The following is a 24,992-nucleotide window of genomic DNA, read 5'->3' as shown; positions in this document are numbered from 1 at the left end:
GTATAAAATACAGAAATGATCCGGAGCTTATTTTTACTCATAATTAGTTTATCATCATTATATCATCCAAATGCCTTTCAGGCCGATATAATTGATGATTTATCGTCGTATTTTAAGGCTGGCAACGCTAAAGAAATTGCTAAAGATTTTGCGTCAACTATCGAACTGATCATTATTGATGAAGAAGATGTATACTCTAAAGCACAGGGTGAACAGATTTTGAGAGATTTCTTTATTAAACATCCTCCAATAAAAGCGAGTATTTTTCATAAAATCAATACCAATCCAAATTATCGTTTTGGTGTAATCATGTTAAGCACTGCCAAAGAAACCTTCAGGGTTTCCATCACCATGAAAAAATTCAATACCAGCTTTTCTATTACCGAATTGCGGATAGAGCCCGCGAAAGATTAAGGTAGTAAGTAAACTTTTTAATTTGATAAGCTCTTCCAATCTGAAGCTAAATTTAGATTAACCGCTCAGGAAATTGCCTGCTAATAAATAATTCTTATTTTTGAGGCATTAAAATCTATATTTTGGATATTCAGCTTATACGTCAATTCATAAAAAATGCCCTTACCGAAGATGTTGGTGACGGAGATCATACTTCACTTGCTACCATTCCGAAAGGCACAGAGGGGAAAGCGAAACTCATCATCAAAGAAGATGGTATTTTAGCTGGAATTGACCTGGCTATTGAAATATTTAAGGAAGTTGATCCCAACCTGAAAGTTGATGTTTTGCTACAAGATGGTGTCGCTGTTAAATTTGGCGATATCGCCTTAACCGTTGCCGGAAGTACACATGCTATTTTAATTGCCGAGCGATTGGTATTAAACTGCTTGCAGCGCATGAGTGGCATTGCTACAAAAACGCATCGTATTGTTTCCCTATTAAAAACAACCAGAACCAAGATTCTAGATACCCGTAAAACCACCCCGGGTTTACGTTATCTTGAGAAATGGGCGGTAAGGATTGGTGGAGGGGTAAATCACCGTATAGGTTTATATGATATGATCCTGATCAAGGATAACCATGTAGATTATGCAGGAGGGATTTCAAATGCCATCACAGCTGCTCAAAAATATCTGACAGATCAAAATAAATCACTTCAAATCGAAATCGAGGTACGGAACCTGGAAGAGTTAAGGCAGGTTTTGGCTGTTGGTGGTGTAGACCGGATTATGCTTGACAATTTCAGTTTTGAAAACTTAAAGGCCGCAGTTGCCTTAATCAACGGCAAATTTATTACGGAGGCTTCGGGAGGGATTACTGAAGAGAATGTAGCAGCATATGCCGCCTGCGGAGTAGATTTTATATCGATGGGTGCGCTTACACATTCTGTGAAAAGCCTGGATATGAGTTTAAAAGCATATTAAGTTGATTTGCTATAAAATTAAAGGCTTATTTTTTGTAACATTGTAGGCTATGGTTACGGTTTATTCTCTCAGCGCGTTAATAATTGCTTACCTTTTCGGATCTATCCCGACAGCTGTATGGCTGGGTCAGGCCTTTTATGGCGTTGACGTTAGGGAATATGGAAGTGGCAATGCGGGGGCAACCAATACTTTTAGGGTATTGGGCAAAAAAGCTGGGATTGCCGTGATGATCATTGATATTGCAAAGGGCTACACCGCAACCAATCTGGCCTATCTGATCGGCATGTCGGTAACCGGGCCACAAAATTCAGTTGTTTTTGTTAACTATCAGCTCGCCTTGGGAGTAACTGCAGTAATGGGGCATTTGTTTCCTGTTTTTGCCGGTTTTAGAGGCGGTAAAGGTGTAGCTACACTTTTTGGAATGATTTTGGCAGTTAACTTCGAAGCATCTATGCTTTGCGTTCTGGTTTTTGTGGTGGTATTGCTTTTAACTAAATACGTTTCGTTAAGTTCCATTTGTGCAGGATTTACGTTTCCTCTAAGTGTTGTTTTCCTGTTTCAGGTTTCCATTAAATCTGAAGTACTTTACGGGATGGTAGTTTGTATTTTAATTTTGGTTACGCACCAGAAAAATCTCGAAAGGTTGTTGAAAGGCAAAGAATCAAAAGTGTATTTGTTTAGAAAGAAAACGAATTAACTAACAAAACACATTTCCTTAAAACTTATTTACAGACTTGCTGTTTAATCAACGGCTTTTGCTTATCAGTTTTACGAATCATTTAAAAAAAATCGCATTTATGAAAAAAATATTTTTAGCAGCCAGTGTTGCTGGGATTTTATTATTTAACTCATGTTCTACTGTTCCTTTAACAGGCCGTAGTCGATTTGATCTGGTAAGTAACGACCAGGTTTTGCCAATGGCATTCCAAGCTTATAATACCTTTTTAACAGAAAATAAATCAGCCGTTTTACCTGCTTCAAATGCTCAGGCCCTGAAAGTTAAAACAGTTGGAAACCGATTGATTACTGCAGTAAAGTCATATATGAACAGCAATAACTATGGTAACCTGATTGCGGATTATCAATGGGAAGTTAACGTAGTACAGAATAATGAAAAAAATGCCTGGTGTATGCCTGGTGGTAAAATTGTAGTTTATACCGGTATCCTACCGATTACCCAGGATGATGCGGGTTTAGCTACTGTTATGGGACATGAGATTGCCCATGCCATTGCGGGCCATTCAGCAGAACGGATGTCGCAAGAGATGGTAGCCCAGGGTATTGGGGCCGCTGCAGGTGTGGCGCTGTCTAAAAATCCGAAAACACAATCTATCTTTAATACATTATATGGAGTAGGTACACCTGTTGCGATGTTGAAATTCAGCCGTAACCAAGAGTTGGAAGCTGACCGCTTAGGCTTGATTTTTATGGCCATGGCTGGATATAATCCACAAAATGCTACTGCCTTCTGGAATAGGATGTCAGCAGCTTCTGCTGGCGCACAAAAACCTGCTGAATTTTTAAGTACCCACCCGAGTGATGCTACACGTATAGCACAGATTCAAAAATACTTGCCTGAAGCGAAGCAGTATTATAAGAGGTAAGGTTTAGGGTTTAAAATTTATCCTGAATCGAAAAATCTGATTTTTTCAAAAATATCTGGTCTTAGCATCCCGCTAAGACCTTTTTGTTGAATGGTGTTTGTAAATATTCTTAGCTGACTATAAATATTTTCGTTGCTGTAAAGACCCTGCAATAAATTACCATCGGTGAGCTCGCCAAGGCCTGGTTCAGGGTGACGAATTGTTGCTAAATGAATATATCTGGTCTTGGCGTCTCGCTCAGACGTTTTGATTGAATAATGTATTAGGAAATCACATCGTTAAGTCGTAGCGAGACGCTACAACCAGTATTATTTAAATTGTAGTGAGATGTTTTAACTTGATAGCAAGAGGATCCTGAAATAAATTCAGGATGACAGATCGCTGGGGATAATTGAACTAATGACTAATGAACAAATGGCTAATGAATTAACCGCCTAACACCTTTAGAATTGCACTCGCTTTTAACAAACATTCCTCGTATTCTGAAATGGCCTTACTTTCGTAGGTAATGGCACCTCCAACCTGAAAAGATAGGTATTTGGATTCGGCGTTATATAAGATGCTCCGGATTACTACGTTGAAATCGAAATCTCCATGTGGATTAATGCAGCCAAAAGAACCAGAATATATGCCTCTTTTGCTCACTTCGTATTCTTCAATCAATTCCATGGCTTTAACCTTTGGGGCGCCAGTCATGGAGCCCATTGGAAATGTGTTTTTAATGGCATCGATAAAGTGGATTTCTGGATTTAATTCACAGCTAATGGTCGAGATCATTTGATGGACTTGTGGGAAACTGTAGATGCCAAATAATTCATCAACGGTAACAGAACCTTTAACTGCAGATTTAGTGAGATCATGACGTACCAAATCAACAATCATTACATTTTCTGCCTGTTCTTTAATGCTATTTCGGAGCTGTACTTTTATAGCAATATCTTTTTCAGGATCCGAACTTCGTTTTGCCGTGCCCTTGATAGGTTGTGAAATAAGTTTTGATCCGCGTTTGCACAAAAATCTTTCTGGTGTGGCAGATAAGATATATTTATCATAAACTTTAAAATAACCTGCAAATGGCGTTGGAGAGACATGATTTAAGGCTTCAAAGGTATGAACAGGATCTATTTCGGCATTTTCAGCAAAAAACTCCTGGCAGAAATTAATTTCATAAATATCGCCTCTTTGGATGTGTTTCCTTAAAGCCTCAACTTTAGCCAGGTATTGCTCTTGAGATAATCTTTGTAAAATCTGTATGGCTTTAGATTGTTTTTTATGTTCAAAAGCTGCAGATTCGATCTCTTCTAAAACAGACTGATCACCAATAAGCACCTCGGCGCTACCATTTTTAAAAGCAATGAGGTATTTTGGAACAAAAAAATACAAATCAGCAAAATTTAAACCATCAGCATGATGAGATCGAAGTACTTCTATTTCGTTTTTTAAATCATAGCTGAAATAACCGAAAACCCATTGTTTGTGCTTGGCATAAAAACTTTTTAACTGATCAAAACTATTGCCTGTTGAGCACTTTAGTTCGTCATATACATCTGCAGCGATAATGAAATCGTAAACGGAATAAGCGTCTTTATAATCGTTTGAATCCAAAAAGCAACAGACTTCGAACTGGTTGGCCCAGTGTAATGCTTTTTGTTTAAAATCGGATATGTTTTGAATGGTTTTCAAGCTGCCGCAAAGGTAAAAATCGCGGCGATAATTGTAAGAAATTAATTTTATCTTTTGGAAGTGCGTGATTTGCAATATAGTCCTCGGTTGTAACCAATGTGCCAGCGACACATTTGGAATGTGAGGTGATGGGAAAACAACTATTGAAATCAATTTACCAAATTAATTGGCAAAGAGTTGTCAACTTTCTAGCGCTATTGCTAATAAAGTTGACGACTCTGAAACGAAAAAAGCAACCCAATTACGGATTGCTTTCTTATATCTGTCGTCATGCTGAATTTATTTCAGGGTCTATCAATTTATGAACGATATAGATGCTGAAATGAATTCAGGGTAACGAAAATTGTATTTAATGTAGCTCTAAAGTTTGTGCCCGGTCCGGTCCTACAGAAAGGAATTTGATCGGCACTTCCAGTTCTTTTTCCAAGAATGCGATGTATTCAGTCAATTTAGCTGGAATTTCATCTACAGAAGTGATTTTAGTTACATCTGTAGCCCAACCATCAATTGCTTTCAATACCGGTTTTGGTTCAATAGAGATGATGTCATAAGGCATGTAATCGATGGTTTCACCATTGTACTCGTAGTGGGTACAGGCAAAAATGGTATCGAATGTGTCTAAAACATCGGCTTTCATCATAATTAATTCGGTTACACCGTTTAACATGATGGCATACTTTAAAGCAGGAAGATCAATCCAGCCACAACGGCGAGCACGACCTGTAGTTGCACCAAATTCGTGACCTAATGCGCGTAAGTTTTCACCAACCTCATTATCTAATTCGGTAGGGAAGGGGCCGCCACCAACACGTGTGCAATATGCTTTGAAGATACCATAAACAGCACCTACTTTATTAGGCGCAATACCTAAACCGGTACAGGCACCTGCAGTCGTGGTGTTGCTTGACGTTACGAAAGGATATGAACCAAAATCAACATCTAATAATGTGCCTTGCGCACCTTCCGCTAGAACGGCTTTTCCCTCTTTTAAGAAACCATTAACATAATGTTCGCTATCTACATGAGGAATGGTTTTTAAGAATTCGATGGCCTCGAAAAATGATGCTTCTTTCTCTGCTAATTCATATTCAAAACCTTCATAATGCGAAAGAATTTCGGTATGTTTTTCTACCAGTTTGGCATAACGCTCTTTAAAATCTGGTAGTGTGGTATCGCCAACACGTAAGCCGTTACGGCCGGTTTTATCCATGTAAGTTGGGCCGATACCTTTTAAGGTTGATCCAATTTTATTTTTACCCATGCGCGCTTCGTTAGCTGCATCCAATAACTGGTGGGTTGGTAAAATTAAATGTGCTTTACGGGCAATCACCAGTTTACCATCGGCAATCGGGTCATGACCAGCTTTTTTTAAATTATCTAACTCTCTTTTTAGGATAATAGGGTCGATTACCACACCGTTACCAATAAGATTCATGGTTTTTTCGTTAAAAATTCCTGATGGGATGGTATTTAAAACGAATTTTTTGCCATCAAACTCTAAAGTATGGCCGGCATTTGGGCCACCCTGAAAACGGGCGATAAGATCATATTTTGGACTTAGTACATCAACGATTTTTCCCTTTCCTTCATCGCCCCATTGCAGGCCGAGAAGTACATCTACTTGCGTCATTATTTAATAAATTAAGCTGGTTTTATTTGTATTGTGATTTAATTTTGTTCAATTTTTTCGGCTGTTGCTGCACTTTCACTTACTTTCCTGGCCATGCTGCAATCAGAGCAGAAGCCATAAAGATTTAAGGAATGGTGTTTTACATCAAATTTTAAAAGATCACCAACCATGGTTTGGATCTGGTGGATACGGGGATCGCAGAATTCTACAACTTTACCGCATTCGATACAGATCACGTGATCATGTTGGCGGTAACCGTACGATTTTTCGAATTGTGCCATGTTTTTACCAAACTGGTGCTTGGTAACTAAGTCGCATGAAACCAATAATTCCAGCGTATTGTAAACCGTAGCACGGCTTACGCGGTACTTTTGGTTTTTCATGTGGATATACAGGGTTTCTACATCAAAGTGGTCGTTTCTTGAATATATTTCTTCCAATATAGCGAAACGCTCTGGTGTTTTACGTAGATTTTTGTTTTCTAAATAAGCCTCAAAAATCTTGCGAACGAGCTCATTTGTTTTTTGTTCAGACATAGTTTTTAAACTCCATTCAAAGGTAGGTAATTAGTTTGATTGTTCGAGGGTTAGATTGTTTAAATGTTGTAATAAGTCGGAGGTCTGAGGTCAGGAGTCAGAAGTTGAAAAATCGCAAAACTTCTGACTTAGACTCAAAACCCTTACATCCGACTCCGGACTCCCGACTTTCGGACTCGTTTAGGCATCAAACCTCGTTACCCCGGTTACGCCCCGTACTTTTAATAAATTTTTAATCAGGTTTTCCAGGTGTTCGGTATCATTTACAAAAATCATAATCGAACCATCAAAAATCCCTTCATTGGTATCCACCGTGATCGATCTCATATTTACCTTAAAGTCGGTTGAGATGACCCTTGTAATATTATTGATTAAGCCTACATCATCAATACCTACAATACGTAAGCCGGTTAAGAAAGTTAATTCCTGTTGTTTATTCCATTTGGCTTTAACCACCCGGTAGCCATAATTGGCCATTAGTTGTGCTGCATTTGGGCAGTTGGTGCGGTGTATCTTGATGCCCTCGCTCACGGTAATGAATCCGAAAACGTCATCGCCAGGTATGGGGTTACAACAAGCTGCCAACGTATAATCAATACGCTGCATATCTTCGCCAATGAGTAAAATATCAGATTCTCCACCTTTGATTTTACTCTTTATTCCATCAACAGAAAGATTTTCAGGTCGCTCCGGATTACGGTTTTCAACTTCTTTTCCATTTGATAGGTACTCTTTAATATCTTTTAGTTCTATTTTCCCGAGGGCAACATTTACAAATAGCTCCTGGGTGGAAGGTAGCTTAAAGAAATAACTCAGTTTTTGGATGTTTTCGGTATTGTAAGTGATTTTAAGCGACTTTAGTTTTCTTTCTAAAATCTCCTTACCATTTTCGGCAATTTTCCGCTTTTCTTCTTTTAAAGATGATTTAATTTTCGATTTGGCTTTAGCGGTAACCACCACGTTGAGCCAATCTTCTTTAGGGGTTTGTTTGCTTGAGGTGATAATTTCTACCTGATCGCCATTTTGAAGTTTGTAGGAGATGGGAACCAGCTTGTGGTTAACCTTGGCACCAATACAGGTTGCGCCTACATCTGTATGGATCTCGAAAGCAAAATCCAATGCTGTAGCGCCTAGCGGCAACTGGATCAAAGCACCTTTTGGCGTGAAAATAAAAATCTCATCCGAGAAAAGATTCATTTTAAAATCATCGAGAAAATCTAAAGCATTGGCTTCAGGATTACTCAACATTTCGCGTACTTTCTGGATCCACTGGTCGAGACCGTTATCGTTGCTCGACTCTTTGTATTTCCAATGCGCAGCGAAACCTTTTTCTGCAATCTCATTCATGCGTTGCGTACGGATCTGCACTTCCACCCATTGTCCGCGTGGTCCCATTACCGTGGTGTGTAAGCTTTCGTAGCCATTTCCTTTTGGGGATGAAACCCAGTCGCGTAAACGATCCGGATTGGGACGGTATAAATCGGTTACGATGGAATATGCTTTCCAGCAATCGGCTTTTTCATTTTCCGGAGCCGAATCCAAAATAATCCGGATGGCAAAAAGATCATAAACTTCCTCAAAAGGAATGTTTTTCTTTTTCATCTTGTTCCAGATGGAGTGGATTGACTTTGGCCGGCCATAAACATCGGCTACCAACCCTTGCTCATGTACAATTTCATCAATAGGTTCTACAAATTTTTTGATGAAAAGTGCACGTTCTGCCTTTTTCTCATTTAACTTTTTTGCAATGAATTTATAGGTATCAGGATCGAGATATTTCATCGAAAGATCTTCTAATTCTGATTTTATGGCATATAAGCCTAAACGGTGGGCAAGGGGGGCGTATAAATAAATGGTTTCTGAAGCGATTTTAAGCTGCTTGTGGCGGGGCATAAAATCCATTGTACGCATATTGTGCAAACGATCGGCGAGTTTGATCAGAATAACGCGCACATCATCAGCAAGGGTAAGCAGCATTTTACGGAAATTCTCAGCCTGCAATGAACTATTGGTATCAAATACCCCCGAAATTTTGGTTAATCCATCAATAATTTTAGCGGTTTTTTTGCCAAATTCACGTTCAATATCTTCTAAAGTGATGTCTGTATCCTCAACCACATCGTGTAATAAAGCACACACAATGGAGGTTGTTCCCAAGCCAATTTCTTCGGCAGCAATTTGTGCTACGGCAATAGGGTGATAAATATAGGGTTCGCCCGATTTACGGCGCATATCTTTATGGCTCTCGAGAGCCATATCAAAAGCTTTCCGGATTTCTTTTTTATCACCTTTCTGTAAGGTAGATTTACTCGCCCGAAGTAATGCCCTATATCTTTTTAGAATCTCTTGCTTTTCCGCCTCTAAATCAATCACTAACTCTGTTTTCATTTGTATTTTTTGCGTAAAAATTGCGTCTTATTTATGAATAAAACTTATATTAGTTCTGTGAAACAACTAATATATGAAATAACACCTAACTTTGTAAAAGTATAAATTTATGAAATTTAAAGGGCTATTTTTTCTTTGTATTGTAATGATTTATGGTGTTTCACTGCAGGCGCAGGAACCAACCGCCCCTGTATTCCCTAAATTAGGTAAAAGTGATACCATAAGAGTAGCCTCAACAAACGATAACGGAGTGATGATTCCATGGATGCAACTGAACGAGGTGAACATTTATGCCGCCAGGATCTGGAAATCGCCGGCAGAACAGGCCGCCTATAACCGTTTGCGGTATAATGTGTTAAAGGTAATGCCTTACGCTTTGTTTGCCAAACGCCGTTACGAACAGCTGGAGCAGGATTTATCTAAAACGGCGGAAAAAAAAGAACAGAAACAATTGGTTAAACAATGTGATAAGGAAATAAAAGACATGTTTAACCGCGAAATAAAAGAATTGACGATTACTCAAGGTCAGATTTTAACGAAACTCATCGACCGTGAAGTGGGCAGAACAACCTATGATATTGTAAAGCAAACCAAAGGCGGTTTTGCGGCATTTTCTTATCAGATTGTTGCCCGTGTGGTAGGACACAATTTAAAAAGCACTTACGATCCGAATACAGATAGGGATATAGAATCTATTATCCGTACTTCAGGATTTTATCAATAACACATCATGCAGGATAGCATCCCCAATATTTATTCATTTAAGGTAAAGAAGGTTAGTGGTGAAGAACAGCCATTATCTGTTTATCAAAACAAAGTTGTTTTAATCGTTAATACCGCATCGGGGTGTGGTTTAACGCCACAGTTAACGGAATTACAGCAACTTAAAGACGAGATTAACCATCCTGATTTTGAAATTCTGGGCTTCCCCTCTAATGATTTTGGAAAGCAGGAACCTTTGGAGGGATCTGATATTACCTCTTTCTGTGAGATTAACCATGGTGTAAAATTTCCGGTTTTTGATAAAATTATCGTTCGCGGGGAAAATGCTCACCCACTTTATCAGTTCCTGAGCAATAAAAAACAAAATGCCAAATTAAGTTCGAAGCCACGATGGAACTTTCATAAATACCTCGTGAACAAAAATGGCGAGCTGGAAGATTATTTCTTACCGATCACCAAGCCATTAAATTCGAAAATCAAAAAGAAAATTCAGCAGTTGCTGAACCAAAATGCCCGATAATTAAATCAATGAAACCGACATTATTAAAATCATCATTAAGCCAGATGGATAATGATTATTTTAATGATCAAAGGTTACATCTGACGATTAAAAAACTCAAAAACACAGATGAACTTAGATATTTTAGTAATAGCCGTGCATCCTGATGATGCAGAGCTTTGCTGTTCAGGTACTATTTTAAAACATATTGCCCTGGGTAAAAAAGTAGGTATTGTAGACTTAACCAGAGGTGAACTCGGTACAAGGGGCACAGCCGAAACAAGAGACGAAGAAGCGGCAGATTCTGCTAAAATTTTAGGCTTGCATATCCGCGAAAATCTGAGATTGAGGGATGGATTTTTTCAGAACGATGAATTTCACCGTTTAGAAATCATTAAAGTTATCAGGAAATACCAACCAGAAATTATTTTAAGCAATGCGTTGGAAGACCGCCACCCCGATCATGGAAGGGCAGGCGACTTGGTTTACGATTCAGTTTTTTTATCGGGTTTACCAAAAATAGAAACATCAATCGAAGGGATTAAGCAAGAAGCACATCGCCCCAGATTGTTATTGCAGTTTATTCAAGATCGGTATTTAAAGCCTGATATTATCGTAGATATCTCTGATCATATGGATAAAAAGATCGAATCGATCCAGGCTTTTAAAACACAGTTTTATAATCCAGATGTAGAAGGTCAGCAAACCTATATCTCCTCACCTGAGTTTTTCGAAAGTGTAATTGGCCGTGCAAGAGAATTTGGAAAAAGTATTGGCGCCACTTTTGGCGAAGGCTTTACTTCAAGGAAATTGCTAGGCGTGGATAATTTGTTTGATTTAAGGTAGTCTTAGTGTAAAGCGTATCTTTTTTTGATCGTCATGCTGAATTTATTTTAGCATCTTTTTGGCAATTAATTTTATTATAAGACCGTGAAATAAATTCAGGGTGACGATAGGATAGGAAAGTCTGTAGTCCAACAAAACTAACCTTCATTTGTTATTCTCAAAACGAATAATAATGGCGAATATGTTTTCTTCTCTCAAAAACGCTTATAATCTTTTTAAACATGTAGATTTCGGTAAGTTAGAAGCTTTATCGAAAAAGGTTGATTTACCCAAAATGGTCGAAACAATATCAAGCCTGGATGATAAACAGATTCAGGGGATGATGAAAATGATGGGCGGATCTGGCAAAAAGAAAGAATTGCCGCCTATTGAGGGCGACTTTTATCATTTGGGCGATGAAGCGCTCAAAGATGAAGACCGTGAATTGCAATTAAAGGTACGTGCTTTTTTGGAAAAAGAAGTGAAGCCTATTGTTAACCATTATTGGAACAAAGCAGAATTTCCTTTTGAAATTATTCCCAAACTTGCTGAATTGAATATTTGTGGTTTAACCTATAAAGGGTATGGCTGTCCGGGGAAATCGAATTTGATGGAAGGTATTTTAGCGATGGAGATGGCCAGGATCGATACTTCCATATCTACTTTTTTTGGTGTACAGAGCGGCCTGGCCATGGGTTCGATTTACTTATGCGGATCGGAGGAACAAAAACAGCAGTGGCTGCCGCTCATGCAGCAGTTTAAAATTATCGGGGCATTTGGGCTAACAGAGCCTGAAGTAGGTTCTGCTGCTGCCGGTGGACTAACCACAACATGCAAAAAAGTAAATGACAAATGGATATTAAACGGTCAGAAAAAATGGATTGGTAATGCCACCTTTGCCGATATCTTAATTATCTGGGCGCGAGATGAAGAAGATGGGGAAGTTAAGGGATTTATTGTAAAGAAAGATAATCCGGGTTTTGCCGTTGAGAAAATGCAGAACAAAATGGCCTTACGGATTGTGCAAAACGGAATAATTACCTTAACCGATTGCGAGGTAGAGGAAGCTGATCGCCTGCAAAATGCCAATTCATTTAAAGACACTGCAAAGGTTTTGCAAATGACAAGAGCGGGAGTAGCCTGGCAGGCAGTAGGTTGTGCCCGAGGTGCTTATGAAAATGCCCTGGAATATACCCGTACCCGAAAACAGTTTGGTAAACCCATCGCATCATTTCAGTTGATTCAAAATCACCTGGTAGAGATGTTGTCGAATTTAACGGCGATGCAAACACTTTGTTTCCGTCTTTCACAATTACAAGATCAAGGTTTATTAAAAGATGAACATGCTTCATTGGCCAAGGTTTTCTGTTCGTTAAGAACCCGTGATGTGGTAAGCAAAGCAAGAGAAGTGATGGGTGGAAATGGTATTTTACTTGAATATAATGTAGCCCGTTTTGTGGCGGATGCTGAAGCGATTTATTCCTATGAAGGTACCAAAGAAATTAACACGTTGATTGTGGGAAGGGCAATAACGGGCTTTTCAGCTTTTGTTTAGGCGGAACTCAGAAGTTTAAAAGGATAGGAGCGGTTTGGAAACCTCATTAGTTTTGAGCTCTTGTGATTAGCAGTTGTCAGTCTGGATATAGTTGAAGACTGATGTAGTATGATAAATAGCAGGATTTTTAGGGTTAGGAAATGAATGTTAGCATTTCATAGGTGCTTTAGCCCTGCCATTCGCTTCAATCTTTTAGCACATCTGCATATTCAAAGGCAATGCAAGCAAAAACGATTTTCGCTGCTGTCAGGTTTATCGACAATGGTGAATTGACTGGACGACTAATAAGTATATTTTGCCTGTTCCGTTCTGTGCGGACACAGACCGGGCGGATTAGTAGAGTTTGTTCTCCGTGGTATAAAACTTGGTATATAAACCCGATTGGAACGGATGCCAATTTCCTTCAAATTGGCAGGAGGGAAAGCGGGACTGAAAATGCCAAATGCCCAGAACCCTTCATTTCCAAATCACAAGAATAATCTATTTTATAATCAACGCTTTGAGGTTTAGATTCCTTTAATACGGATGCTTATTAAATGCCACCTGACTCATCGCACTTTTTTCATATAAAGCAATACAATCTTTGTTGAATGCCGGATCGAAATTTACCGTTCCAGGCTGTAAGCTTTGAGGAATATTTGCATGGTGCATAAAAAAATACACTTTGGTATTACCATATTTCGTATGTGGCATTAGGTTACCATAATCTTCCATTTCTTTCCAGATCGAATCTTTAACTGTCACCACATAAACCCGTTGTATTGGACCTGTATTATTATCATTTCTATATTTGATCACTTCTTTAAAGCCAGCTTTCATATCATTAATTCCTGGCTGATCAAAAATATCTTTAACCATAAAAAATATCAATACTAAAACTCCTGCAACCAGGAAATAAACCGACGATTTGCTGTTCATGCCTACAATAAAGGCAATATTTTTTCCATAACGGTCAGGCCTTCGTCAATATGTTTTTGCTCAATACAGAGTGCCGGACGGAAACGGATGGTCTTTTCACCACAACCTAAAAACATCACATTGTTTTCCAGTCCTTTACTAATAAATGCATTGCGCATTTCTTTTGTTGGGAAATCGAAAGAACATAACAAACCTCTTCCCCGCACATTGCTCATCTGATCAAATTTATGCGATAGATTTTCTAATTGACTTTTCAAGTACAGACCTACTTTCGCAGCGTTTTCGCATAGTTTATCTTCTTCTACTATCTGTAAAATCTGGGAAGAACGCACCATATCCACCAGGTTGCCTCCCCATGTTGAGTTAATCCGGCTGGGTACTTTAAAAACATTGGTTTCAATTTCATCTACCTTATTGCCAACAAGTATACCACAAACCTGCATTTTTTTACCAAAAGCAATAATATCCGGCCGGGCTTTTTCGCTAAAGTGCTGGTGGCACCAGAACTTACCTGTTAATCCTACGCCAGTTTGTACTTCATCATAAATTAAAAAGGCATCATTTTCATCAGCTAAAGCTTTAAGCTGGATTAAAAACTCTTTGCGTAGGTGGTTATCCCCACCTTCTGATTGGATCGGTTCGATGATGATGGCACAGATCTCATCCTTATTTTCTGCAAAGGCTTTTTTAATCTGTGCCAGCGACGCCTCTTCAGTTGCAATAGCTTGATTTAAATGATCTCCGGAAAGTGGGAATTTAACTTCGGGAACAGCCACCCTAGGCCAATCAAACTTGGCAAACCATTTTGTTTTATCGGGTAGGGTATTGGTCAAACTAAGTGTGTAACCTGTACGGCCATGAAAAGCCCTTTCAAAGTGCAACACTTTAAAACCTTTTTCTTCAGTATATCCTTTTGCAAAGTTTTTCTGGACTTTCCAGTCCATGGCAACCTTAATGGCATTTTCAACCGCTAAGCCTCCACCTGCGATAAAAAAAGCATGAGGAAGATAATCGGGAATACCAATTTTAGAGAATGTTTCCAGGAACTGCGCATACTGCTGGGTATAAACATCGGAGTTTGATGGATTAGCCAAAGCTGCCAATAACAGATTCTTTTTAAAAGCTTCATCATTAACCATTTTAGGGTGGTTGTAACCTAAAGGAACCGAAGCAAAACAAGTGAAAAAATCGAGTAAAGTCCTATTGTATTTCGAGTCGTAGATGTAAGCACCATTACTTTTTTCCATATCATAGGTAAGGTCGAAACCGTCGGCCAAAATGTGCTTACTTAACGATTCGTTAACGCGATCTGCAGGTACTGTTAATTGATACATAAACTTGGTTTTGGTACAACCCAAATTTAGTTAAATGTGCCTAAAATCAAAATTTAAGCACTTTTTCTGCATTTTATGTAAAAAATAGGTTTAAACAGTTTAAAGTATGATTATAGACAAAAACCGATTTTGGACTTTGCAGATGTGGAAAACTTTTTAGGTAAGATCCAATCTAATCAATACTTTTTTGACGATTTAGCCTACGCCAGCTTAACGCTTATTGCTAAATTATACCTACAATTTTTCAAGAAAATCCAGATACAGTGGAACGCTTTTCTCAACCCATTCTTTTGACGTGTTATGCTCAATTCCATAGTATGCAAAAAATGGTCGATAATCGGCCTTTACATATTCAAAAGAAAGTTCAAAAGGGCGTAAAAGCTCTACAAGCGGATATTTGTAAACACCAGAAAAACCGAGTTCGTCTTGATCCACACCTAATGAAATGGCCAGTGCAATTTTTTTTCCAGCAACTTTGTAACCGCTTTTGCTTCCATAAGCCCAGCCATGTGTAAGTACTTCATCTAACCAATTTTTGAAAAAAGCAGGGCAATTAAACCAGTAATAAGGAAACTGGAAAACAATCTTTTCATATTTTTCAATCAATTTCTGTTCGGCAGGCACATTAATTTTTCCGTCAGGGTAAACTTCATGCAATTGATGCACATGGAATTTATCAGGGAATTTGTGCAGTTCTCTAATCCATCTTTTGTTCACTACAGAGTTTTGGATATCAGGATGAATGACAATAACGAGTGTTTTCATTTTAGTAATATTAATTATCAAATGCAAAAATAAGGTAACATGCCTGGAATATGTATATTAGCTACCAATTGTATGGTACTATAAAAAATGTAAGTAATGTCTAAAATCAAGGAAACATCGACCAATTTCGCTAATAAACAGGCATTAGCAGAGGAATGCCCGGAAGTTTATGCGGCCAACATTATCGGAGGTCAGTGGGCTTTGGTTATTTGTTCCTGGTTAATTAATGGCAAACTCAGATTTGGAGAACTGAAAAAATTGTTACCTAATATTACCGAACGCATGTTAACGCTTCAGCTTCGAAAACTAGAAGAGAACAAAGTTATCAAACGTACTATTTATGCAGAAGTGCCACCACGCGTAGAGTACGAACTCACCCCAATAGGATACGAATTAAAAGGTATTATAAAACAACTGGAAAGTTGGGGAGATAAACACAAAGCATTGAATGCTAGAAACAGCTCAAACGCTGCCAAAACTAATTAAGCAAAAAATATCATCTAAAACTTATCTTTCATACCAAAAAGGCCTGTTAGCCCTCCGGTATGGATAGCCAACACTTTTTCATCTTTGCCTATAATGCCTTGTTTTGCCAAATCCTGGATGGCATAAAACATTTTTGATGTGTAAACAGGGTCTAAAAGCAGTCCAGTTTTTGACGTAAAGGTTTTGATAAAGTTAATCAGTTCAGGAGTGGTTTTGGCATAGCCTCCAAAATGATAATCAAGATGAAGTTCGAGATGTTTGGTTACAGTTGTATATTGTGCAATTTCTTCCTGAATAAATGAAGCTCCCTTTAATACAGGGATGATATGTAACCTGGTATCTAATCGGTGTTGCTGAATTCCGAGCAGCAGCCCTGCGGCGGTGGTTCCTGTCCCGGCAGCGCAGAAAATGTGGTCGTATGAGGTTGTTAATTCGTTGATTATTTCTGCACAACCGATAGTGGCTTCTATAGAGGCCCCACCCTCATTTACAAAATAAGCGTGGTTATCGGATGCGAAATTTGAATCAAACAATTGATACTTATCCCGATAACTTTCACGGTCGGTAAAAATGAGTTTCATTCCAAATAAACGGCAAAGCAATAACATCTCATTTTTTACTTCTTCTCCACGTACAAAGGCGGTTGATTTCAGTCCCGAGCGTGACGCAGCAGCGGCTGTAGCGACGAGATGATTGGAGTAAGCACCACCAAATGTAACCAGATGCGTTTTGTTTTCCTTCTTTGCCTTCACTAAAATATATTTGAGTTTGCGCCATTTATTGCCCGAAATGTAAGGATCAATAAGATCATCCCTTTTCACAAACAGATTATTTAAAGGTGCAAATGCTATTTGCTGTACCGGGCTATATATTTCTTCGAACACGCGTAAAAATAAAAAACACCTGAATATTTCAGATGTTTTTAAACATAATTGTAGCTGTAAGTTTTCTATTTACCTAGGCCTAAACCAATACCTGCATTAACCATGCTATATTTTGCCTGAGTGTAAGAACCATAAAACTTAAAGAAACCAAACTTCAGCTGAAAACCTAAGCTTCCTCTTACCCCATTGATATCTCTTTGATTCACCGCAATTGGGTCGGTATAGTTTACCGATTGGCCGTTACCCGTATCAAAAGAGTAGGTACCCAATGCCTTTAAATCCGTGTTAGAAGTTTGATACCCCAAACTAGCAAATGGCGTAAAAAATAAAATTTGTTTTGATACAATTGCGTCAAAATTTACACCGTTAAACCTGGCATCAATATGTTGATTAGATCCTGTTGAATTATTGATATTTAAAGGTAATGTGTATTTATACTGTGTAAAACCACCAGCCACAGCAATATCAACTGGAATAAGTTTTTCGGTCGTATTCCCCACGAATAGTGGCAGCAATTCTACTTTCGCTCCGAAGCCAATCATTGATAAACTACCCAGGTCGCTACCGAGTTTTATTTTAGGCATCGCTCTTAATGTAACATCAATGTTTTTAGGCAGACCTAAGGTAGCCTGTAACTGTACAGCAGGTACAACATGGAAACCTAAACCTTTTGGAAGATTAAAAAATGATGTTGTAGGCTGTCCGTTACTGGTATAGATCTGCATTTTTCCACCAACTTCATCGTTACCAAAAGCGGTAGGACCTATAGATGATGAACCAATTGCAGGTTTGATGTTACTTAAACCTAATGTATTTACATCATAGCTTCGGGCTGATTGTGGTACAAAGGCGCCTGAAACTGAAAAGCGAACATCGAACTTTAACAAACCTTTAGATTTTGCAGTATTACTCCATCCATCGGTTAAGCCAATGCCCAAACCTTTGTACAAAGGATCGAAATAAGCATTGACTAACTTGGTCGCGTCATCCGGACCAGACTTAAAAAGGTCGCCAACATTCTGTTGGGCACTTGCTTTTTGAGCAAATGCAAATAAAAATAAGGCGCATATTGCCTTTAAAGGGTAGCAATTTTTCATATCAGATAATTTAGAGTATTTTGATTATAAGTAAATATAATGCTGTTTTTGCGAAAACTGCAATCATTGAAAAAATCTTGAAGTTAAAAGTTTATTTTTGCGCCATGGAAAATGTGGTCGGATTGCAGGAATCAGAAGAACAGGAGTTATACGAACATTTAAAAATCATTGTTGATAAAGGGCAGTCTTTGCTGCGGATCGATAAATTTTTGATGGTGCGCGTAGAAAATGCCTCGAGAAACCGTATTCAGAACGCAATTGATGCAGGAAATGTATTGGTTAACCAAAAACAGATAAAAGCCAGTTACAAAGTTAAGCCTTACGACGAAATATCTATCGTATTACCTCATCCACCACGAGATACAGAAGTTTATCCAGAAGATATCCCATTAGATATTATATACGAAGACGGTGATTTACTGGTCGTTAATAAGCCTGCCGGTATGGTTGTACACCCCGGTTTTAATAATTATACCGGAACATTGGTTAATGCTTTGGCATTCCACTTTGAACAACTTCCCCAACTGCCCGGCAATGATGGCAGACCAGGCCTTGTACATCGTATTGATAAGGATACCTCTGGTTTATTGCTGATTAGTAAAAATGAAAAGTCCATCACACACCTTGCACGCCAGTTTTTCGATCACAGCATTACCCGTAAATACATTGCATTGGTTTGGGGCGATATTGAAAATGATGGCACCGTTACGGGCTATATTGGCCGTAGCGTAAAGGATCGCCGTGTAATGGATATTTACAACGATGAAGAGAAAGGCAAATGGTCTGTAACGCATTATAAAGTATTAAAGCGATTGGGTTATGTTACTTTAATCAGTTGCGAACTCGAAACCGGCCGTACGCACCAGATTAGGGCACACATGCAACATATTGGCCATCCGTTGTTTAACGATGCCATGTATGGTGGCGATAAGATTTTAAAAGGTACTACGTTTAATAAATACAAACAGTTTGTAGATAATTGTTTCGAATTGCTGCCACGTCAGGCTTTACATGCACAAAGTCTGGGTTTTATCCACCCCACAACGAAAGAATATATGTATTTTGAGTCGCCATTGCCACCTGATTTTAAAGCTGGATTGACCAAATGGGAAAGTTATATTGCAACATCATAAAATATGCTTCAGGAGTACCTCTTATTTAATGATGAATTCCAGGTGGTTGATGCCCCGGTTTTAACGGCCTCTAACCGAAGTTTCAAATTTGGCGATGGACTGTTTGAAAGTATGCGCATGATCAATAATAAGCTGCAATTTGCAGACTTACATGCTGATCGGTTAGCAGCGGGCATGAAAGCGCTTAAAATCGATGGCCATGCTTTAATGGACGATTATTTTTTGCGTCAAAAAACTGCCGATCTGGCAAAAAGAAACAAGTGGAACGGCAATGTTAGGTTCCGCCTTTCTATTTATAGGGGTGGGGCAGGGGTTTACACCCCCGAAATCAACAAAGCCGGTTATATTTTAGAGGGTGTTCCGTTAAAAGCATCTACATATGAGTTAAACAGCAAAGGTTTGATTATTGATGTTTTTGATGAGATGACCAAACCGGTTAATAAACTTTCGAATTTTAAAACAGCCAATGCCTTGCTTTACGTTATGGCCGGACTTTTTAAAACTCAGCATCGTTTGGATGAAGCCATGATCTTAAATCAATATGGCTTTCTCTGTGAAAGTATCAGTGCCAATGTTTTTGTGGTATACCAGAAACAGATTTATACACCTTCCCTTGCTGAAGGTTGTGTTAGTGGTGTAATGCGTACGGTTATTATGCAATTGTGCAAAATGAATGATATGCCATTAATCGAGGCGCAAATCAATCCTGAAATATTAAAAGAAGCCGAAGAAGTTTTTATAACCAATGCTACTCAAGGCATACAGTGGGTAATGGGCTATGGAAGGAAACGTTATTTTAACGAGGTTTCGAAGTTTTTGTCGGAGAAATTGAATACTAATAATTTATAGGTTCACTAATCATTATTTTGTGTGGTAGCTTAGGTATCGAACTATTGATTATTATTCGGTGTCATTTCGACCGCAGTCCCCGAAATCTTTTAAACCAGGTTTTAATAACTCGGTTGAAAAGATCTCTCCATTTCAATGCATTACAGTCGAAACGATTTGCTAAGAGTCTGTCAATGGAAGTGTGATAAATCTTTTGCTGATGACGGGCTATTACCTTCATTTATAGATCCTTCATTGCATTCAAGGATGACATAAAAAATCACCGCTGTTTATTAGACGTTAAATTCCGTACTCAAGACTTCGGACTCAAGGCTACGGACTTCAGACTAACTCACAGCCGCATTCCCCTTAAAAAATCTTCAATCGGCATTCGTTTTTTGCCTTCGTACTGGATATCCAACAATTTGATAAAACCATCTTTAGCGGCAAATTTTAAATAGGTTTTGCCATCAGTTAAAAATCCGCCAGCAACAATGCCTGGTTCTTTATTTTCGATTTCTGCTTTAAATACCTTTAGGGTTTTATCGTTTAAAAAAGTAAAGGCTGTAGGGTATGGACTTAATCCGCGGATTAAGTTATAGATCTTCTGTACAGGATTGTTCCAGTCTATTTTGCAATCCTCTTTGAAAATTTTTGGTGCATGTTTTAAGTCGCCGCTTTGTGGCTGCGGTTGTTCGCTAACGTCACCAGCCTCAATGGCTTTAAGTGTTTTTACCAGCAAACTCGCACCAATATGCATCAGCTTATCGTGCAGGTCGCCAGCAGTTTCATCATCGGCAATAGGGGTATTTTCGCTAAGGATAATATTACCCGTATCGATTTCATGCGTGAGGAAAAAAGTGGTTACACCGCTTTCTTTTTCTCCATTTATAATGGCATGGTTGATCGGAGCGGCACCACGATATTGTGGTAAAAGCGACCCGTGGAGGTTAATGGTTCCTTTGGGCGGCATATTCCATACCACTTCTGGTAACATTCTAAAAGCTACAACTACTTGTAAATCGGCTTTATAGCTGGCCAGGGTTTCTATAAATTCAGGACTCTTTAACTTTTCAGGTTGCAGAACAGGAATCTCTTTTTCTGCCGCGTATTTTTTTACGGCACTTTCATTCAGTTTTTGGCCACGTCCGGCAGGCTTGTCTGGCGCGGTAACCACTGCAACAACATCAAAATTGGCTTGTACTAAGGCATCTAAAGAGGCTACCGCAAAATCCGGTGTACCCATAAAAACTATTTTCATATGAAAGTGTTGTGTTTCTAAATTAACGTGGCTGGCCACGCTTAAGTTTTGCAAAATAACTAAAAATAAACCCATACTTATAGGCAAAAAATGGTGCAAGGTAAAGATGTTGTAAAAGCAAGTGGATTGGTGTACGTAACTGATGCCATGCCTGGTATTTACCGTAAAGGAGAACCAGGAAAATTTTATTATGTAGATAAAGACGATAATAAAATTACAGATGATAAACACCTGGACCGGATCAAAGCCTTGGTTATTCCGCCTGCATGGCAAAATGTATGGATTGCCAATAAGGCCAATGCTTATTTGCAGGTTACGGGAATTGATGCCGCAGGACGTAAACAATACAAGTACCACACAAAATGGACCAGCCGACGTGCTGAAGATAAATATTTTCGCTTACTTGAGTTCGGAAGAGCCCTTCCTAGAGCCAGGAAAAACTTACAGAAAGACCTGAGGCGGAAAGATTTTGACGAACGTAAGGTACTGGCCATTTCGGTTGATGTACTCCAAAAAACATTGATCAGGGTAGGAAATGAAAGTTACAAGCAGCTATATGGCTCTTTCGGTCTTACCACATTACGTGATAAGCATGTAAAAATAAATGGAAGTAAAATTACCATGGATTTTGTGGGTAAAAAAGGCGTTCAACAGAAATTAGAGCTTAATGATCGCTCGCTGGCTAAATTGGTTAAAAAATGCCGTGATATTCCGGGCCAGGAGCTCTTCCAGTTTTATACCAAGGATGGCGAGCATAAAAGCATTGATTCGGGTAAAATAAATGCCTATATCAAAGAAATTACGGGTGATGATTTCACGGCAAAAGATTTCAGGACCTGGGGTGGTACGCTCGAAGCGCTCCGGCAGTTTGCCCAATGCCAGGTGAATGAACATGCGGGTTTAAACAGTAAAAAACAAATTGTTGCCGTTTTGGATTGTGTAGCCAAAAAATTGGGGAATACAAGGGCAGTATGTAAAAGTTCCTATGTTTACCCACTTTTGCTAACGGCTTATGAGAACAATCAGTTAGACAAATACCTGAAAAAGTTGAATAATCATTCGCTTAAAGGTAAAGTGAGTTTAGAACATAATGAAAAGGTATTATTGTCTTTTCTAAAGTCAGGTAGCAAGTAAAAATAAGTAATTCAATTTGTCCGTTTATCCTATTATGCAAATTAACCTCGACGATAAGGCCGGTATTTTTATTACGCTTATAGAGGAGTCTCCAATGCCAATTGCGCTTTATACCGGAGAAAATATGGTTATTGAAGTGGCTAATAAGGCAATGCTTAAAGCCTGGGGCAGAGATGCATCAGTAATCGGTAAAGAACTGGCCCTGGCACTGCCAGAGTTAAAAGATCAACCCTTTCTTGATATCCTTGAGCAGGTAAGAAGCACCGGTATGCCTTACGAAGCCAAAGAAGATAAAGCAGTGCTCTTAAATGATGATGTACTCCAAACTTTCTATTTCGATTTTACATATAAACCGCTACTTGATCAAGAAGGTAAGGTTTGGGGTATTTTAAATAATGCTACCGATGTGACTGAACTGGTAAATGCCAAGTTTAAAGTGGAGCAAAGCGAAGCCCTTTTTAGGCAGATGATTTACGATGCACCTGTAGCCATTGGTATTTTAAGGGGCAGAGATCTTGTTGTCGAAGATGCCAATGATGAGCTATTAAAAATATGGAGGAAAAGTAAAGCTGTAATCGGTTTAAAACTTTTAGATGGATTGCCCGAAATTATCGACCAGCCTTTCCCAGAACTTTTGTTACAGGTTTATGATAGCGGAGTTGCCCATTATGGTTATGAAACCAAGGCCCGATTGGAGCACAATGGGGTTGAAAGCGATTGTTATTTCAACTTTGTTTACGATCCTATTTTTGGTCAGAATGGAGAGGTTACACGCATTATGGTAGTGGCTAATGAAATTACCTTACAGGTGGTGTCAAAAATGGAGGCTGCCAAAAGCGAAGAACGTTTTCGTAATTTTATGTACGATGTACCGATGGCTACAGCTTACTATGAAACAGAAGATATCGTGATCAGCCTTGCTAATGATGAAATGCTCCGGTTCTGGGGCAAGGATAAAAGTGTAATCGGTAAAACCGTTGCCGAAGCTATACCTGAATTAAATTTACAGCCATCCGTCGAAATTTTAAAGGCGGTATACCAAACAGGAGTAACTTACCATGCTGATCAGGAAGAATTTCAGGTGGTTATTGATGGTAAAGAAGAGAAACGTTGGTTCAGTTTTACCTATAAACCGATAAAAGATTCGAATGGACAAGTGTATGCCATTATCCAAGCGGCGATGGATGTGACTAAGCTGGTACGGCTACAGCAACAGAAGGATGAATTTTTAGGAATTGCCAGTCACGAATTAAAACCCCGGTAACCAGTATTAAAGCCTACGTTCAGGTACTAGAGCGTATGATCCGGAATGAAGGTGATGAAAAAAAGGTTACCATGGTGCGTAAAATGGATAGGCAGTTGAACCGGTTAACGGGCTTGATTGGCGATTTGCTTGATGTAACCAAAATTCAATCTGGGAAAATGACTTTTAATCCCATTGAATTTGATTTTGATGCTGCTGTTGATGAAATTTCGGATGAAATGCAGCACATCAGTTCTAAACATAAGATCATTTGTAATCTAAAAAGCAATGCAGTTATTTATGCAGATAAAGAACGCATTGGGCAGGTGATAACCAATTTCTTATCTAATGCAATTAAATACTCCAATGAGGTCGATAAAATAGAGGTTAACTCATTTATCCAGGACGGCGAAGTGATATTAAGCGTTAAAGATTACGGTATAGGTATTTCCGAGGATTCACAACACCTGGTTTTCGATCAGTTTTATCGTGTAGATGGCAGTTTGCAGCATACCTATCCGGGTTTAGGTTTAGGCCTTTACATCTCGGCCGAAATTATAAAAAATGAAGGAGGAAGGATTTGGGTAAATAGTGCAGTTGGAGAAGGTGCTACTTTTTTCTTTGCTTTAAAAATAATATAATCGTTCAGATCCTACAACTTGGTGCAGTCTGAACGATTGATTAGGCTTTCGGTGCCTTTTTAATCGGATGTACAGGTTGCTCCTCGTTTTCACGCTGTTTGGCCGGATTATTTGTGCGAACAGGTTTATTAGGGTGTACTGTCATTTTCTTGTCTTACTGTTTTATGGTCAACAGGTTCCCTGCCTTTTGGCACCTCTTTCTCGTAATTGCTTCCAGGTTTATCACTTTTAACTTTTGGACCGCTCATGATTAACTGATTAAATTTTAATTAATTGAATAAAGAAAATCTTCATCCCTATAAATCATAACAAATCAGCATAGGTTAAGTTTAAAAATCTTTTAAAGTTTATCCATTCTCTCATTCAGTCATTCTCTCATTCAATCGTTAATTATAAAGCAAGTATTTCTTACGCATGGTTTTATATGCACTTAAACCGGGCTCCCA

24 protein-coding genes are annotated in these 24,992 nt (G+C 38.7%); 14 read left to right on the top strand and 10 right to left on the bottom strand.

Going from position 1 to position 24,992, the window contains the following annotated elements; all coding sequences use genetic code 11:
- Positions 1–15 precede the first annotated feature (15 nt).
- The 4 genes from PGN18_RS15555 (at position 16) to PGN18_RS15540 (ending at position 2,983) form a co-directional block, all read left to right on the top strand.
- Positions 16–414 (top strand): DUF4783 domain-containing protein, encoded by a 399-nt coding sequence (locus tag PGN18_RS15555; protein WP_335320494.1) that lies wholly within the window; start codon positions 16–18, stop codon positions 412–414.
- A gap of 122 nt (positions 415–536) precedes the next feature.
- Positions 537–1,379 carry a carboxylating nicotinate-nucleotide diphosphorylase gene (gene nadC, locus PGN18_RS15550; RefSeq protein ID WP_335320493.1) on the top strand — a complete coding sequence of 281 codons (843 nt, stop codon included), beginning with the start codon at positions 537–539 and terminating at the stop codon, positions 1,377–1,379.
- A gap of 49 nt (positions 1,380–1,428) precedes the next feature.
- The gene (plsY, locus tag PGN18_RS15545; protein ID WP_335320492.1) at positions 1,429–2,076 is read left to right on the top strand and encodes a glycerol-3-phosphate 1-O-acyltransferase PlsY; all 648 of its coding nucleotides are present in this window, start codon (positions 1,429–1,431) and stop codon (positions 2,074–2,076) included.
- A 100-nt stretch (positions 2,077–2,176) separates the two neighbouring features.
- Positions 2,177–2,983 carry a M48 family metallopeptidase gene (locus tag PGN18_RS15540; RefSeq protein WP_335320491.1) on the top strand — a complete coding sequence of 269 codons (807 nt, stop codon included), beginning with the start codon at positions 2,177–2,179 and terminating at the stop codon, positions 2,981–2,983.
- A gap of 426 nt (positions 2,984–3,409) precedes the next feature.
- Here the strand turns inward: PGN18_RS15540 and PGN18_RS15535 are convergent, their stop codons facing one another.
- From PGN18_RS15535 to PGN18_RS15520, 4 genes are all read right to left on the bottom strand, one after another.
- Positions 3,410–4,666 (bottom strand): anthranilate synthase component I family protein, encoded by a 1,257-nt coding sequence (locus tag PGN18_RS15535; RefSeq protein WP_335320490.1) that lies wholly within the window; start codon positions 4,664–4,666, stop codon positions 3,410–3,412.
- Positions 4,667–5,015: 349 nt separating this feature from the next.
- Positions 5,016–6,296: an adenylosuccinate synthase gene (locus PGN18_RS15530; protein WP_335320489.1), complete on the bottom strand. Its 1,281-nt coding sequence runs from the start codon at positions 6,294–6,296 to the stop codon at positions 5,016–5,018.
- 38 nt (positions 6,297–6,334) lie between these two features.
- Entirely contained in the window at positions 6,335–6,832 is a 498-nt protein-coding gene (locus PGN18_RS15525) for a Fur family transcriptional regulator (protein ID WP_335320487.1), read from the bottom strand.
- A gap of 180 nt (positions 6,833–7,012) precedes the next feature.
- On the bottom strand, positions 7,013–9,220 hold the full coding sequence (locus tag PGN18_RS15520; RefSeq protein WP_335320486.1) for a RelA/SpoT family protein: 2,208 nt from the start codon (positions 9,218–9,220) through the stop codon (positions 7,013–7,015).
- Between the two features lie 109 nt (positions 9,221–9,329).
- Between PGN18_RS15520 and PGN18_RS15515 the strand changes: the two genes are divergently transcribed.
- From PGN18_RS15515 to PGN18_RS15500, 4 genes are all read left to right on the top strand, one after another.
- Positions 9,330–9,944, top strand: a complete 615-nt coding sequence (locus PGN18_RS15515; RefSeq protein ID WP_335320485.1) for a DUF4294 domain-containing protein — start codon at positions 9,330–9,332, stop codon at positions 9,942–9,944.
- Positions 9,945–9,950: 6 nt separating this feature from the next.
- The gene (locus tag PGN18_RS15510; protein WP_335320484.1) at positions 9,951–10,463 is read left to right on the top strand and encodes a glutathione peroxidase; all 513 of its coding nucleotides are present in this window, start codon (positions 9,951–9,953) and stop codon (positions 10,461–10,463) included.
- A gap of 108 nt (positions 10,464–10,571) precedes the next feature.
- The gene (bshB1, locus tag PGN18_RS15505; protein WP_335320483.1) at positions 10,572–11,288 is read left to right on the top strand and encodes a bacillithiol biosynthesis deacetylase BshB1; all 717 of its coding nucleotides are present in this window, start codon (positions 10,572–10,574) and stop codon (positions 11,286–11,288) included.
- A 172-nt stretch (positions 11,289–11,460) separates the two neighbouring features.
- Positions 11,461–12,822, top strand: a complete 1,362-nt coding sequence (locus PGN18_RS15500) for an acyl-CoA dehydrogenase family protein (RefSeq protein ID WP_335320482.1) — start codon at positions 11,461–11,463, stop codon at positions 12,820–12,822.
- A 516-nt stretch (positions 12,823–13,338) separates the two neighbouring features.
- Here PGN18_RS15500 and PGN18_RS15495 read toward each other — a convergent pair.
- From PGN18_RS15495 to PGN18_RS15485, 3 genes are all read right to left on the bottom strand, one after another.
- Positions 13,339–13,740 (bottom strand): hypothetical protein, encoded by a 402-nt coding sequence (locus tag PGN18_RS15495; protein WP_335320481.1) that lies wholly within the window; start codon positions 13,738–13,740, stop codon positions 13,339–13,341.
- 2 nt (positions 13,741–13,742) lie between these two features.
- Positions 13,743–15,074 carry an L-lysine 6-transaminase gene (gene lat, locus PGN18_RS15490; RefSeq protein WP_335320480.1) on the bottom strand — a complete coding sequence of 444 codons (1,332 nt, stop codon included), beginning with the start codon at positions 15,072–15,074 and terminating at the stop codon, positions 13,743–13,745.
- Between the two features lie 234 nt (positions 15,075–15,308).
- Positions 15,309–15,839, bottom strand: coding sequence for an NAD(P)H-dependent oxidoreductase (locus PGN18_RS15485; protein WP_335320479.1), 531 nt, complete (start codon positions 15,837–15,839; stop codon positions 15,309–15,311).
- A 96-nt stretch (positions 15,840–15,935) separates the two neighbouring features.
- Here PGN18_RS15485 and PGN18_RS15480 point away from each other — a divergent pair, with 96 nt between their 5' ends.
- Positions 15,936–16,325, top strand: a complete 390-nt coding sequence (locus PGN18_RS15480; RefSeq protein ID WP_335320478.1) for a winged helix-turn-helix transcriptional regulator — start codon at positions 15,936–15,938, stop codon at positions 16,323–16,325.
- Between the two features lie 14 nt (positions 16,326–16,339).
- On the opposite strand, the gene PGN18_RS15475 is transcribed toward PGN18_RS15480, so the two are convergent.
- Entirely contained in the window at positions 16,340–17,209 is an 870-nt protein-coding gene (locus PGN18_RS15475; protein WP_335320477.1) for a 1-aminocyclopropane-1-carboxylate deaminase/D-cysteine desulfhydrase, read from the bottom strand.
- Between the two features lie 65 nt (positions 17,210–17,274).
- Entirely contained in the window at positions 17,275–18,306 is a 1,032-nt protein-coding gene (locus tag PGN18_RS15470; RefSeq protein ID WP_335320476.1) for a DUF6588 family protein, read from the bottom strand.
- 104 nt (positions 18,307–18,410) lie between these two features.
- Here PGN18_RS15470 and PGN18_RS15465 point away from each other — a divergent pair, with 104 nt between their 5' ends.
- Both PGN18_RS15465 and PGN18_RS15460 read left to right on the top strand, forming a co-directional pair.
- On the top strand, positions 18,411–19,439 hold the full coding sequence (locus tag PGN18_RS15465; RefSeq protein WP_335320581.1) for an RluA family pseudouridine synthase: 1,029 nt from the start codon (positions 18,411–18,413) through the stop codon (positions 19,437–19,439).
- Between the two features lie 3 nt (positions 19,440–19,442).
- Complete coding sequence (locus PGN18_RS15460; protein ID WP_335320475.1) at positions 19,443–20,288, top strand: aminotransferase class IV; 846 nt, start codon at positions 19,443–19,445, stop codon at positions 20,286–20,288.
- Positions 20,289–20,619: 331 nt separating this feature from the next.
- Here the strand turns inward: PGN18_RS15460 and fmt are convergent, their stop codons facing one another.
- Positions 20,620–21,528 (bottom strand): methionyl-tRNA formyltransferase, encoded by a 909-nt coding sequence (gene fmt, locus PGN18_RS15455; protein WP_335320474.1) that lies wholly within the window; start codon positions 21,526–21,528, stop codon positions 20,620–20,622.
- Between the two features lie 90 nt (positions 21,529–21,618).
- Between fmt and PGN18_RS15450 the strand changes: the two genes are divergently transcribed.
- From PGN18_RS15450 to PGN18_RS15440, 3 genes are read left to right on the top strand one after another with little or no spacing between them, the layout of a single operon-like run.
- Positions 21,619–22,662 carry a DNA topoisomerase IB gene (locus PGN18_RS15450; protein ID WP_335320473.1) on the top strand — a complete coding sequence of 348 codons (1,044 nt, stop codon included), beginning with the start codon at positions 21,619–21,621 and terminating at the stop codon, positions 22,660–22,662.
- A 34-nt stretch (positions 22,663–22,696) separates the two neighbouring features.
- Positions 22,697–23,926, top strand: a complete 1,230-nt coding sequence (locus tag PGN18_RS15445) for a PAS domain-containing protein (protein WP_335320472.1) — start codon at positions 22,697–22,699, stop codon at positions 23,924–23,926.
- Between the two features lie 35 nt (positions 23,927–23,961).
- Positions 23,962–24,546 carry a sensor histidine kinase gene (locus tag PGN18_RS15440; RefSeq protein WP_335320471.1) on the top strand — a complete coding sequence of 195 codons (585 nt, stop codon included), beginning with the start codon at positions 23,962–23,964 and terminating at the stop codon, positions 24,544–24,546.
- Positions 24,547–24,992: the final 446 nt, after the last annotated feature.

The organism is Pedobacter terrae (genome assembly GCF_036946585.1).
Lineage (GTDB): Bacteria > Bacteroidota > Bacteroidia > Sphingobacteriales > Sphingobacteriaceae > Pedobacter > Pedobacter terrae_C.
The sequence above is the reverse complement of the archived record's forward strand: the minus strand, read 5'-3'. Positions and strand labels throughout refer to the sequence as shown.

Bases quoted from the DNA above. Each gene is read 5' to 3' on its own strand.
- plsY (WP_335320492.1), top strand. From the start codon at position 1,429: ATGGTTACGGTTTATTCTCTCAGCGCGTTAATAATTGCTTACCTTTTC.
- PGN18_RS15480 (WP_335320478.1), top strand. From the start codon at position 15,936: ATGTCTAAAATCAAGGAAACATCGACCAATTTCGCTAATAAACAGGCA.
- PGN18_RS15500 (WP_335320482.1), top strand. From the start codon at position 11,461: ATGGCGAATATGTTTTCTTCTCTCAAAAACGCTTATAATCTTTTTAAA.
- PGN18_RS15465 (WP_335320581.1), top strand. From the start codon at position 18,411: ATGGAAAATGTGGTCGGATTGCAGGAATCAGAAGAACAGGAGTTATAC.
- PGN18_RS15510 (WP_335320484.1), top strand. From the start codon at position 9,951: ATGCAGGATAGCATCCCCAATATTTATTCATTTAAGGTAAAGAAGGTT.
- PGN18_RS15495 (WP_335320481.1), bottom strand. From the start codon at position 13,740: ATGAACAGCAAATCGTCGGTTTATTTCCTGGTTGCAGGAGTTTTAGTA.
- PGN18_RS15530 (WP_335320489.1), bottom strand. From the start codon at position 6,296: ATGACGCAAGTAGATGTACTTCTCGGCCTGCAATGGGGCGATGAAGGA.
- PGN18_RS15445 (WP_335320472.1), top strand. From the start codon at position 22,697: ATGCAAATTAACCTCGACGATAAGGCCGGTATTTTTATTACGCTTATA.
- PGN18_RS15450 (WP_335320473.1), top strand. From the start codon at position 21,619: ATGGTGCAAGGTAAAGATGTTGTAAAAGCAAGTGGATTGGTGTACGTA.
- fmt (WP_335320474.1), bottom strand. From the start codon at position 21,528: ATGAAAATAGTTTTTATGGGTACACCGGATTTTGCGGTAGCCTCTTTA.
- PGN18_RS15460 (WP_335320475.1), top strand. From the start codon at position 19,443: ATGCTTCAGGAGTACCTCTTATTTAATGATGAATTCCAGGTGGTTGAT.
- bshB1 (WP_335320483.1), top strand. From the start codon at position 10,572: ATGAACTTAGATATTTTAGTAATAGCCGTGCATCCTGATGATGCAGAG.
- PGN18_RS15525 (WP_335320487.1), bottom strand. From the start codon at position 6,832: ATGTCTGAACAAAAAACAAATGAGCTCGTTCGCAAGATTTTTGAGGCT.
- PGN18_RS15440 (WP_335320471.1), top strand. From the start codon at position 23,962: ATGATCCGGAATGAAGGTGATGAAAAAAAGGTTACCATGGTGCGTAAA.
- PGN18_RS15520 (WP_335320486.1), bottom strand. From the start codon at position 9,220: ATGAAAACAGAGTTAGTGATTGATTTAGAGGCGGAAAAGCAAGAGATT.
- PGN18_RS15515 (WP_335320485.1), top strand. From the start codon at position 9,330: ATGAAATTTAAAGGGCTATTTTTTCTTTGTATTGTAATGATTTATGGT.
- lat (WP_335320480.1), bottom strand. From the start codon at position 15,074: ATGTATCAATTAACAGTACCTGCAGATCGCGTTAACGAATCGTTAAGT.
- PGN18_RS15485 (WP_335320479.1), bottom strand. From the start codon at position 15,839: ATGAAAACACTCGTTATTGTCATTCATCCTGATATCCAAAACTCTGTA.
- PGN18_RS15540 (WP_335320491.1), top strand. From the start codon at position 2,177: ATGAAAAAAATATTTTTAGCAGCCAGTGTTGCTGGGATTTTATTATTT.
- PGN18_RS15555 (WP_335320494.1), top strand. From the start codon at position 16: ATGATCCGGAGCTTATTTTTACTCATAATTAGTTTATCATCATTATAT.
- PGN18_RS15470 (WP_335320476.1), bottom strand. From the start codon at position 18,306: ATGAAAAATTGCTACCCTTTAAAGGCAATATGCGCCTTATTTTTATTT.